This is a genomic window from Actinokineospora lacus (assembly GCF_053813445.1).
In genome coordinates this window covers 230,705-242,218 of the sequence record NZ_JBQERA010000005.1, presented here as the reverse complement: position 1 = coordinate 242,218, position 11,514 = coordinate 230,705, and the positions used below count along the sequence as shown (strand labels likewise).

10 protein-coding genes are annotated in these 11,514 nt (G+C 72.6%); 7 read left to right on the top strand and 3 right to left on the bottom strand.

All coding sequences use genetic code 11. The features are described from left to right. The first annotated feature begins 207 nt into the window (after nt 1–207). Nucleotides 208–732 (top strand): EF-hand domain-containing protein, encoded by a 525-nt coding sequence (locus tag ACTG9Q_RS14475; protein WP_455573274.1) that lies wholly within the window; start codon nt 208–210, stop codon nt 730–732. Nucleotides 733–928: 196 nt separating this feature from the next. Here the strand turns inward: ACTG9Q_RS14475 and ACTG9Q_RS14470 are convergent, their stop codons facing one another. Beyond that, entirely contained in the window at nt 929–1,645 is a 717-nt protein-coding gene (locus ACTG9Q_RS14470; protein WP_455573273.1) for a class I SAM-dependent methyltransferase, read from the bottom strand. Nucleotides 1,646–1,737: 92 nt separating this feature from the next. Next, nucleotides 1,738–3,195, bottom strand: a complete 1,458-nt coding sequence (locus ACTG9Q_RS14465; RefSeq protein ID WP_455573272.1) for an NAD(P)/FAD-dependent oxidoreductase — start codon at nt 3,193–3,195, stop codon at nt 1,738–1,740. 304 nt (nt 3,196–3,499) lie between these two features. On the opposite strand from ACTG9Q_RS14465, the gene ACTG9Q_RS14460 reads away from it, so the two are divergent. The 6 genes from ACTG9Q_RS14460 to ACTG9Q_RS14435 are packed head-to-tail and all read left to right on the top strand — an operon-like array spanning nt 3,500 to nt 11,166. Next, complete coding sequence (locus tag ACTG9Q_RS14460) at nt 3,500–5,350, top strand: ABC transporter ATP-binding protein (protein ID WP_455573271.1); 1,851 nt, start codon at nt 3,500–3,502, stop codon at nt 5,348–5,350. After that, a complete protein-coding gene (locus ACTG9Q_RS14455; protein WP_455573270.1) occupies nt 5,347–7,110 on the top strand; it encodes an ABC transporter ATP-binding protein in 1,764 nt (587 codons plus the stop codon). Before ACTG9Q_RS14460 ends, ACTG9Q_RS14455 begins: the two co-directional genes overlap by 4 nt. Before the next feature lie 30 nt (nt 7,111–7,140). Next, a complete protein-coding gene (locus ACTG9Q_RS14450; protein WP_455573269.1) occupies nt 7,141–7,965 on the top strand; it encodes a class I SAM-dependent methyltransferase in 825 nt (274 codons plus the stop codon). 47 nt (nt 7,966–8,012) lie between these two features. Next, the gene (locus ACTG9Q_RS14445; RefSeq protein ID WP_455573268.1) at nt 8,013–9,065 is read left to right on the top strand and encodes a methyltransferase; all 1,053 of its coding nucleotides are present in this window, start codon (nt 8,013–8,015) and stop codon (nt 9,063–9,065) included. Further along, nucleotides 9,062–10,378, top strand: a complete 1,317-nt coding sequence (locus ACTG9Q_RS14440) for a cytochrome P450 (protein ID WP_455573267.1) — start codon at nt 9,062–9,064, stop codon at nt 10,376–10,378. The genes ACTG9Q_RS14445 and ACTG9Q_RS14440 overlap by 4 nt, the downstream gene beginning before the upstream one ends. Then, nucleotides 10,375–11,166: an alpha/beta fold hydrolase gene (locus ACTG9Q_RS14435; protein WP_455573266.1), complete on the top strand. Its 792-nt coding sequence runs from the start codon at nt 10,375–10,377 to the stop codon at nt 11,164–11,166. The genes ACTG9Q_RS14440 and ACTG9Q_RS14435 overlap by 4 nt, the downstream gene beginning before the upstream one ends. Here ACTG9Q_RS14435 and ACTG9Q_RS14430 read toward each other — a convergent pair. Beyond that, nucleotides 11,118–11,456, bottom strand: coding sequence for a hypothetical protein (locus ACTG9Q_RS14430; protein ID WP_455573265.1), 339 nt, complete (start codon nt 11,454–11,456; stop codon nt 11,118–11,120). The genes ACTG9Q_RS14435 and ACTG9Q_RS14430 overlap by 49 nt on opposite strands. Nucleotides 11,457–11,514: the final 58 nt, after the last annotated feature.

Here is an 11,514-nt window from a genome sequence, read left to right as displayed (position 1 = left end):
GCTCCGGAACGCCGCACAACAACCCGATCGAGCGAGTGGCGGCACCGAACGAGCCCGACGTTCAACTGATCGGGCACTCTTCTTTCCCGATCGAAGGACTCGCCGTTGTGGCCGGAGTGGCCAGGGGCTATACCTGGCTAAGAGCTACCCCAGCTCGATCGAATCTATTCGCTCCAACGCACCGGTTCACCGACATGGAGGATATCAGTGGTTACGGACGTGGAAGCCCGCAAGCGCCAGGAGATGTTCTCGAAGCTGGACACGAACAAAGACGGGAATATCGACGAGAGCGACATCCGCGAGCACATCACGAGCTTCTTGACCAAGTACAACGTCCCGTCGGACTCGGCCAAGGCGAAGAAGCTGTTCAAGTCGGGTGAGCAGATCTGGCAGGAACTGGGCCACAAGACCGGGGGCGGCAAGCAGGTCATCTCCCAGGACGACTACGTCCAGTCGCTGGACGCGGGCCTGGTGGAGCGCACCTACATCTCGATGAACGGCGTGTTCTTCGACATCCTCGACGCCGACCAGGACGGCCGGGTCACCGAGGACGAGTTGGTCAACGCCATGAAGCAGGACGGCTTGGCCCCCGACAACGTGCGCAAGGCGTTCCAGAAGCTCGACCGGGACAACGACGGGGGAATCACCAGGGAGGAATGGGACCAGGCGACCAGGGAGATGCTGCTGAGTTCCGACCCCAATTCGGCGGGCAGCATCCTGGCCGGGATCTGACCGTTTCACCTCGCCGTCACGGAGCCGCGACGACACCGGATGGAATTCCGGCGAACGCGACCAGGCCACCGCGGCGTTTCCGGGGGCCGGTCGGGGCGTAAAAGCCGCCGATCGGCCCACCGGGCAAGCAAGCCGGAAAACCCAATCCTGAACCCGCCGCGATTCGACGCGGTGGGAATTCGCGCGCGGCAGGCCCTCAGCGCAGAGCCGGAGCGCGCAGCACCCCGACCTGCGCGGTGAGTTGCTCGCCGACCAGTCCGGTCTCCTTCGCCACGGTGTCGATACCGAAGGTGTGCCATTCGCTGGAATTGCACACGATCCGGGGCTCCACGAAATCGCCGCTCACCTTCCACGTGGAGGTCAGGCGCATGAGGTCACCGCCCGCGGGCTCTCCCGACAGCCACGCCTCGTAGAGCTGGCCGCCGATCCGCTCGCGGGCCAGGCTCATGCCCACCAGCGCCACCGGTCGGGCGATCGGCAGCAGTTCGACCACCACCGGCGCGCCGGGCGCCAGCCGCGGCAGCGCGCGGGCCCACAGCGCGCGGCGCTCGTCAGGGCTCAGGTACCCGAGGACGCCGAAGAGCACCAGCGCCGAGATCGTCTCGGGCAGCGCGACCAAGTGGGCGGGCTCGGCCATGATGGTGACCCTGCGGCGCAGGTCGTCGTCGCCGATCACCTCGTGGGTGAGAACGGCCCGCATCGCGGGCGCGGGCTCGCACGCCAGGATCGGCGTGTGCGGCATGGTCTCGGCGATGATCCGGACGGTGCGGCCCGTCCCGGCCCCGATGTCCACCGCGGTCCCGGGCCCGGGGTCCACTCCGGAGAGGACCGAGCGCAGGGCACTCGCCCCCTCGGGATGGGCACGGGGCACGAGGTCGTAGAACTCGGCCACCGATGAACAGAAGTCCCGCATCGCGTTCCTCCGAAACGAATAGTGTCCACAATGGAGCCCGTGACCGGCCGGACTCGCCGACAGGTCACGGGCCGTGGTCGATGCGCTGGGGTCTACGTTCCCTGGTACGCCAGACCGAGCCGCGGTTTCGTCACCACGTGGAGCCCGACGACGCCCGCGGCCGAACCCGCCTGCGAGTAGCCCATCTTCCCCGAGTTGAACAGCTGCGCCCGAGCCTGGGCGAGTTCGCGCTGCTCGGACGAGCCGGGGTCACCGACCTCCTCGGGCTCCTTGCGCACGGCGATCATCTGCGCCAGCGACTTGCTGGTGACCTCCACCGCGAGGTCGAGGGCGGCCTGGGAGTCGCGCAGGTCCTCGATGCCCGTGATGACGTTGGTGAACGCCTGCTCGATGCCCTCGACACCGCAGTCGCGCAGCGTGAGGCGCTGCGCCTCCCAGAAGTAGGACTTCTTGCCCCGGTACTGGTCGTACAGGCTGGAGACGACCACCATGTACCGGAGGTAGGCGTTGCGGTAGGTCCGGTCGTAGTGGGCCCCGGCCTCCTCCTCGGTGACCTCGCCGTTGACGATGCTGACCAGGCAGGCCGAGGCGAGCATCGCGCTGTACATGGCCAGGTGGACCCCGGTCGAGAGCAGGGGGTCCAGAAAGCACGCCGCGTCACCGGAGAGGAAGTAGCCCGGGCCGGTGAACCGCTCCGCCGCGTAGGAGTAGTCCTGTTCGACGTTCAGGGGGGTGACCAGCTCCGCGGGCGCCAGCAGGTCGGCGACGACGGGTGAGCCCGCGATCGCGTCGTGGTAGATCCGGTCGATGCCGTGGCCTTGGGCCCGTTTCGCGGCGAAGTGGTCCTTGTGGATCACCAGCCCGACGCTGAGCCTGTTGTCCCGCAGGGGAATGCCCCAGAACCACCCGTCCCGCACCGAGCAGATCTCGATGGCGCCCTCCGGCCCCGCGATCTCCTTGGCGCCCTCCCAGTACCCCCAGACGGCGACGTTCTTGAAGACCTCGTGGTGGCGTCGCGTGCGCAGGTGCCGGGTCATGAGACCCGCCCGGCCCGAGGCGTCGACCAGGTAGTCGAACTCGATCTCCCGCTCCCCCGCGTCACCACCCTGCCCGGTGGGAGCCCACAGCGCGGAGCGGGGACGGGGGCCGTCGAAGACCAGTTGCCTGACCTCGGCCCCTTCCAGGACCGTCACGCCCTGGCTCTTGGCGTGGTCCAGGAGGAGCTGGTCGAAGTCGGCGCGCTCGACGTGGTAGGTGTAGCTGTCCTCCCAGCCGGGCCGGTCGCCGAAGGTGATGTCCCAGACCTCGGCGCCCCAGTCGAAGTGGGCTCCCCCTTTGCGCCGGAAGCCGTACTCCTCCACCTTCTCCTTCACCCCGAGCAGGTCCAGGATCGGCAGGCAGGCGGGCAGCAGCGACTCCCCGATGTGGTACCGGGGGAAGACCGCCTTCTCCATGAGGGTGACGTCGATGCCTTCGCGGGCCAGCAGGGTGGCCGCGGTGGACCCGGCGGGCCCACCGCCGATGACCAGGACTCGGGCGCGTTCGTCCACATTGTCTCCTTCGCGGAGCAGAGGTTCAGTGCGGGGGTTGCGCCGCAGGGGTTTCGGCGCGGAGATGTTCGGCAGGGGTGTCGATCGGTGATTGCTTCCAGACCGGAGAGTGCCCGAGGAAGTTGTGGATCGCAAGATGTCCACCACCATCGCACCCGCTGCGACCGGTGTTGCACCCGAAGGTGTCTGGCGCGTGCCCGATCGGCGATGCGCCGCACGCACCGCTCAGCGAATCGGGTCGCGGGTTGACACCTTGGTGTTGGAGGAGTTGACAGCGCGGTTCCGAGGGACCGTTATTGATCAGGTGTCCACCGCGCTGTCCACATCGGAAGCACCGATCCCCGAACCCGCCGATCCCCCCGCCCTGCCGCGCCGCCCCGCCGTCCTGGGCCGGGTGCTGGCCCGGGTCCGCGCCCACCTCGCCGTCGCCGTGGCGCTGCACGTCATCAGCTCGGTGGCGGGCCTGGTCCCCCTGCTCGCGATCGCCGAACTCGCCCGGGTCCTGCTGCCCGCCGCCGACGGGGCCGCGGTCGACACCGAACGGGCGTGGGCGGTGGTGATGGTGGCGTGCGGCGCCCTGCTGGTGCGGCTGGTCCTCCTGCTGGCCGCGGCGGTGGTGACCCACGACGCCGACCTGCGCATGGCGCTGGGCCTGCGGCTGGACCTGGTGCGCCACCTGGGGCGGGTGCCGCTGGCCTGGTTCGGCCGCCGCAACTCCGGCCGGGTCAGGAAGCTGGTGGTCGATGACGTGGAGTGCCTGCACGTGCTGGTCGCGCACGCGGCGCTGGAGATCACCGCGGCCGTCGTCGTCCCGGTCGTGGCGGTGGGCTACCTGCTCACCGTCGACTGGCGGCTGACGCTGGTGACGCTCGCGCCGCTGGTGGTGGCGGTGGTCGTGGCCCGTCGCGCGATGCGCGGCGCGATGGCGCGGTACGGGCGCTACGAGCAGTCGCTGTCGGAGCTGTCGGCGCGGGCGGTGGAGTTCGTGCACGGCATCGCGGTCGTCAAGGCTTTCGGGGTCACCGGCCAGGTCCGGGGCCGGTTCCGGACCGCGGCGCAGGAGTTCGCGGCCTTCTTCGGGGACTGGGTGCGGGCGAGCGGCAGGGCGAGCCTGGTCGTGGAGTTCGCCACCGCGCCGGTCACCACCCTGCTGGTCGTGCTCACCGGCGGCGTGGCCCTGGTCGGGGCGGGCACGATGGCGCCGGTCGACGTGCTTCCCTTCCTGCTGCTGGGTTTGGGGATCGGCCCGCCGGTGCTCGCGCTGACCTTCGGCATGGGCAAGCTCGGCGAGGCCCGGCAGGCGGCGGCGCGGGTGGCCGAGGTGCTCGACACCGAGCCGCTGCCGGTGGTGCCAGCGCACCGGGCGCGCCTGCCCGAGGGGGCCGGGGTGCGGGTGCGGGAGGCCGACTTCAGCTACGACGGGCGCGGGAAGGCGCTGGAGGGTGTCAGCCTCGACCTCGTCCCCGGCACGATCACCGCGCTGGTGGGCCTTTCGGGAGCGGGCAAGTCCACGCTGGCCCGTCTGGTGCCGCGGTTCGCCGACGTCACCTCCGGCGCGGTGCGGATCGGCGGCGCCGACGTCCGCGACATCCGCCCCGCGGAGTTGTACGAGCACGTCGGGTTCGTGTTCCAGGAGGTCGAGCTGCTGCGCGCCAGCGTCCGCGACAACATCGCGCTGGCCCGGCCCGACGCCGACCTCGCCGCGATCCGGGGCGCGGCCTCGGCGGCGCAGGTCCACGAGCGCATCTGCGCGCTGCCGCGCGGCTACGACTCCGTGATCGGCGAGGACGCGGTGCTCTCCGGCGGTGAGGCGCAGCGGGTGTGCATCGCGCGCGCCCTGCTCGCCGACGCCCCGGTGCTGGTGCTCGACGAGGCCACCGCCTTCGCCGACCCCGACGCCGAGGCCGCGATCCAGGACGCGCTGAGCGAGCTCGTCGCCGACCGCACCGTCCTGATCGTGGCGCACCGGCTGCACACCCTGACGCGGGTCGACCGGATCGTGGTGCTCGACGAAGGGCGGGTCGTGGAAACAGGCACGCACGAGGAGTTGGTGGCTGCCGAGGGCCACTACGCGCGGATGTGGCGGTGCGCCCAGCGGGCCCGCGGCGGGCCGCTCACCGTCCACGCCGCCGCCGGGTCCGAGGCGGGCCGATGATCCGGCTGCTCGACCAGTTCGCCGAGGGACCGGCCCGGGCCCGGTTCCGCGCGCTGATCGCCGGGTCGGTGCTCAGCGCGGTCGCGGGGGGCCTGGCGTTCGTGGTGCTGGTGCCGCTGCTGGACGCGCTGTTCGCCGGGGACACCGCGCGGGCCTGGGGGTGGGTGGGTGCGCTGGGCGCGGCCTGCGCCGCGTACTCGGTGCTCAACCTGTGGACCGCGGGCGTCGGGGTCGACCTGGGGGTCGACCTGCTGCGATCCGTGCACCGCCGCGTCGGCGACCACGTGGCGGCCCTCCCGCTGGCCTGGTTCGGTCCCGAGCGGACCGGGGCGCTGGGGCGCATGGCGGGCCGGGGGTCGATCGACGTGGCGATGATCCCGGCGCGGCTGGTCCGACCGCTGGTGACCGCGGTGGTGACCCCGCTGACCCTGGTCGCGGCGATGCTCGTGCTCGACTGGCGGATGGGGGTGGCGCTGCTGGTCTGCGTCCCCGTCGTCGCCGGGGGCGCGCGGGCGCTGGCGTACCTGGTGGGCCGCCACGAGGCCGCCGAGCACGCGGCCACGGCCGCCGCCTGCGACCGCGTCGTGGAGTACGCCCGGCACCAGGCCGTGCTGCGCGCCGCGGGCCGCACCGCCGACGGGCACGCCGCCACCGAACGCACGCTGCGCGAGCAGCACGCGGCCCGGCGCCGGTCCCTCGTCGGCGGCAGCGCGGGCGCCGCGGTGTTCCTGCTGGTGCTGCAACTGGTGCTGACCGCCGTGCTGACGTGGGGCACCTACCTCGCGCTCGGCGGCGGGCTGCGGGTGGTCGAGCTGATCGTGCTGCTCGTCCTCGCGGCCCGCTCGGTCGACCCACTCGTGCAGGCCGCCGAGCTGAGCGCGGTCCTGCGGCTGGCCACCGAGGCGCTGCGCCGGGTCCTGGCGCTGCTGGGCACGCCGCCCCTGCCCGAGCCGCCCCTGCCCGAGCCAGCCCAAACCAAGCCAGCCCTGCCAGCCTCAGCCGCGGGCGCGTCCATCGAGTTCGACCGCGTCACCTTCGGCTACGACGGCACGCCCGTGCTCAAGGACGTCTCCTTCACCGTGCCCGCGGGCACCATGACGGCGATCGTGGGGCCGTCGGGCGCGGGCAAGACCACGATCACCCAGCTGGTCGCCCGGTTCGCCGACCCGGACGCGGGCGCGGTGCGCCTCGGCGGCCGCGACGTCCGCGACCTCGGCACCAGCGGCGCCCTCGGCCACATCTCGATGGTGTTCCAGCAGGTGTACCTGTTCGACGACACGCTCTGGGAGAACATCCGCGTCGGGCGCCAGGGCGCCGACGACGGGGAGGTCATGCGCGCGGCCCGGCTGGCCCGGGTCGACGACATCGTGCGGCGGCTTCCCCAGGGGTGGGACACGCCGGTCGGCGAGGGCGGCGCCGCACTCTCGGGCGGCGAGCGCCAGCGCGTGTCGATCGCCCGCGCGCTGCTCAAGGACGCGCCGGTGGTCCTGCTCGACGAGGCCACCGCCGCGCTCGACCCGGAGAACGACGAGGCGGTTCGGGACGCGCTCACCGCCCTGGGCGCCGACCGCACGGTGCTGGTCGTCGCCCACCGGCTGGAGACCATCAGCGCCGCCGACCAGATCCTGGTGCTCGACTCCGGAACCATCCTCGAGCGGGGCGCGCACGATGACCTCCTGGCCGCCGACGGCGCCTACGCGCGGCTGTGGACCCGGCGCGAGCGCGCCGAAGGCTGGCGCCTGACGAGGACCGTCCAGTAACCGCAGGCAGCCCAGCCGGGGGAGCACCGCATGTCCGACAAGCACACCGTCACGTTGGCGCCCACCCAGGAGACGCTGCTCATCCCGCTGTACGCGCGGGCGCTGGAGACCGGCAAGAAGCGCCCGCTGCTCTCGGACCCCCAGTCGGTCAGGATGGTCGAGCGCATCGACTACGACTTCGCCCGGCTCGGCCGCGGGCGCAGCATGACCGGGTCGGTGCTGCGCGGCATGATCGTCGACGCGTGGGTGCGCCGGTTCCTCGCCGCCCACCCGGCGGGCACCGTCGTGGAGATCGGCGCGGGGCTCAACACCCGGTACGAGCGCCTCGACAACGGCCGGGCCCAGTGGGTCGAGTACGACCTTCCGGAGGTCACCGACCTCCGGAGGCGGTTCTTCGCCGACACCGAGCGCCGCACGGTGCTGGCCGCCTCGGCCACCACCGAGGAGTGGGTGCCCGCCGTGCGGAGCCGTCCGGGGCCGTACCTGTTCGTGTCCGAGGCCGTGCTGATGTACGCGTCCCGCGCGGGCACCGCCCACGCCGTCGGCCACATCCGGCGGCACTTCCCCGGCGCGGAGCTGATCATGGACACCGTCACGTCGGCCGCACTGGCCACAATGGACTCCCACCAGACGCTCAGGCACATGCGCGCGCGTCCCGACTGGGCGGTCGACGACCCGCGGGCCGAGTTCGCCGCGATGGGGCTGGCCGTGCGCGAGACCTGCACCCTCACCGGCGCGCTGCCCGAGGTCCGCCGCGAGCTGCCCCTTCGCCTGCGCCTCACCATCGCCCTGGTCGACCGCACTCCCCCGGCCAGGCGCTACCAGCTCCACCGCCTGCACGTGGCCGCCCCATGACCGGACCGCGGGCAGCCCCTTCCCACCACGGTGATCAGGAGACAGCCATGTCCACAGCAGAGGACACGACACCCACGCAGGCGGCGGCCGACCACCCGCGGCTGATGAACTTGATGTACGGCACCATCGGCGCGCAGGTCGTCGGCATCGCCGCGCGCCTGGGCCTGGCCGACCGGCTCGGCGACGCCGAGCTCACCGGCGCCGAGCTGGCCGAGTCGATCGAGGCCCACCCCGACGCCATGGCCAGGCTCCTGCGCGCCATGGCCGCCCTGGAGCTGGTCGCCGAGACCCGGCCGGGCCGCTTCCGGCTCACCGGGGCGGGCGCGCTGCTGCGCACCGACCGGCCGGACTCGCTGAACACCGCGGTCCTGCTGCTCACCGACCCGTCCATGCTCAAGGCGTGGGCCCAGCCCGAGACCGCGGTCCGCACCGGCCGCCCCGCGTTCGAGCAGCTGTACGGCACCGCCTTCTTCGACCACCTCGCCGCCCACCCGCACCTGTCCGAGCGGTTCAACGCGATGATGCGGCAGATCACCCTCCCCATCGCCCAGGCGCTGCCCGACTGCTACGACTTCTCCCGGTTCCACACCCTCGCCGACGTCGGCGGCGGTGACGGCACCGTGCTCGCCGAGATCCTGCGCGCCCACCCCCGGCTGCGCGGCGTGCTCTTCGACACCGCCGACGGCCTCGCCCAGGCTGCGGCGACGCTGGGCCGGGCCGGGGTCGCCGAGCGCTGCCTGAGCCTGGCGGGCGACTTCTTCGCCTCGGTGCCCGCAGGGGCGGACGGCTACCTGCTCAAGAGCGTCCTCCACGACTGGGACGACCAGCGCTGCGCCACCCTGCTCCGGCGCTGCCGCGAGGTGGTGCCGGACGACGGCAGGCTGCTCATCGTCGAGACTGTCCTGCCCGACACGATCGACCCGGCGAACCCGACCCCGTACCTCAACGACGTCAACATGCTGGTCAACACCGGCGGCCGGGAGCGCGGCCTCGGCGAGTTCACGGCCCTGTGCGCCCGCGGCGGGTTCGAAGTCGTGGCAGTGCACCAGCTTCCGCCACTGGTGCCGTACTCCGTCATCGAAGCGGTCCCGGCACGGTGACGGCCGTTGAGCGGACGGCCGTTGGGCGGGCGGCCAGGCCCGCGGCCACGACGGTGGACCTGCTGGCCGAGGACTTCCACGCGAACGCCCACGTTATCTACGACGAGCTGCGGTCTCGGAGCCCGGTCAGCTTCGTCCGCCTGCCGCACCAGGCGGAGGGCGATGGCTTCTGGATGGTCACCGGCTACGCCGCGGCCGAGGCGGCCCTGCGCGAGCGCCGACTCGCCAACGACCCCCGCTCGGCGCTCTCGCCCGAGGAGATCGCGCGCAGGCCGGAAACCCAGCACACGGGCGACCAGGCCACCATGCTGTTCGCCGACCCGCCCGAGCACACGCGGCTGCGGCGGGTGGTCACCACGGCGTTCACCCCCCGGCTCGTCGCCCGGCTCCGCCCGACCGTGGCCTGGCACGCCGACCGGCTCCTGACCGAGGCCACCCTGGCCGCCCAGGCGGGTGACGGGACCGTCGACCTGGTCAACGCCTACGCCTACCCGCTGCCGCTCGCGGTGATCGGCGACCTGCTCGGCTACCCCGAGTCCTGGCACGCGCGCCTGCGGGACTTCGCCGAGCGCGCGGCCACCCGGTCCACCCCGCTCGACGCCCCCCAGGGGGATGTGCGCGCCGAGCTGGAGGGCTTCGCCGGCGGTCTTGTCGACCTCAAGCGCCGCACGCCCGGCGACGACCTCGTCAGCAGGCTGCTGAACCCCGAGTCGCCCGAGGACCGGCTCACCGGCACCGAGCTGCGGGCCATGATCGGCCTGCTCACCGCGGCGGGTTTCGAGACCACCGCGGGCGTGATCGGCTGCGCCACCCTGGCCCTCGCGGGCCACCGGGACCAGTGGGAGGCATTGCGGCGCGATCCCGAGCTGGCCGGTCCGGCGGTGGAGGAGACGCTGCGGTACTGGTGTCCCATCGAGACCGCGATGATGCGCTTCGCCACCGAGCCCGTCGACCTCGCGGGCAGTCGCGTCGACGCGGGCGACACCGTGCTGGTCTTCCCCGGCGCGGCCAACCGCGACCCCGAGCACGTCACCGACCCCCACCGCTTCGACATCCACCGGCGCTCGCGCGGCCACCTCGGCTTCGGCGGCGGCATCCACACCTGCCTCGGCGCCGCCCTGGCCCGGACCGAGGCCCGGGTCGCGCTCACCGCGCTCGTCCACCGCTGGCCGGGCCTGCGCCTGGCCGCGCCGGGGGACGAGCCCGCGTGGCGGCCGGGCATGGGCCTTCGCGGCCTGCGCCACCTCCGCGTGCGGCCCGGTCCAGCGGCGCGGGAGTCCGCGGCCACGGGGAACCCTTGGCACAGCGGATGAGCGCACCGACGGTCGTCCTGGTTCCCGGTGGCTTCACCGGGGCCTGGATGTGGGCCGATGTCGTCGGCCTCCTCCGGGACCGGCGCGTCGCGGCCGTGGCGCTCGACTTGCCGACGATGGGACCACGCGCCGCGCACGCCGACTTCAGCGCCGACGTGCGGGCGGTCCGCGGCGCGCTCGACCGGCTGGAGCCGCCGGTGCTCCTGTGCGGCCATTCCTACGGCGGTGGCGTGATCACCGAGGCCGCCGCCGGGCCGCACCGGGCGGTGCGCCACCTCGTGTACCTCAACGCCGTCGTTCCCGACGCCGGTGAAAGCCTCGTCAGCCTCATGACCGCGGCGGTCGCGTCCGAGACCGGTGAGCGCCCGGACACCGGCCTGGACGTCGGCGGGGACGGCCTTGCCCGGCTCCACCGCGAGTACGCCCGGCGGGTGCTCTTCAACGACTGCGGTTCCGCGCGAACCGAGGAGGCCCTCGCCCGCCTCGGGCCGACGAACACGGCCGGGTGCGACAGTCCCCTCACCGGCGCCGCGTGGCGCGACCTCCCCGCCACGTACCTCCGCGGCACCGAGGACCGCTTGGTGGCGGCCGTCTCGCCTGCTTTCCTCGCCCACGGGCCCGAGCTGGTCGAGCTCCCCGTCGGGCACTGTCCACACTGGAGCCATCCCGCACTGGTCGCCGACCTGCTCGCCGACTTGCTCGCCGACTGGGCACTGCCGGCTTCTCGCCGAGCCTGCCCTCAGAACTCCCGCCCCCTCGACGGCGCGCGCCACGAGGTGGAGAAGTAGGCCGACGGCGTCTCATCGAGCCGGCCGATGCGCTGGCCCCGCGGCATCCTGAGCGCGGGGGCGAAGAAGTCGTTGAAGTTCTTGAACCCACCCTCCGGGGCGACGAATTCGGCCATCCCCTCCCCGAGTTCCGCCTCCCATTTCCGGGCAAGTCCCGCGAGCGTCGAAAGAGGTTTAAATCCGTTGCAGTCCGTTTTGCACCACTTCTTGATCCTGTCGACGAGCTGATCAATTATGGCGCTGGGCTTATATGCCGCCCCCGCCATCGCCCCGCCTCCGGTTTCAGACATTCCGGAATATCCCACCGCGAGCCAAGATCTCCCACATCTGCACCGCCAAGAGCGGCGC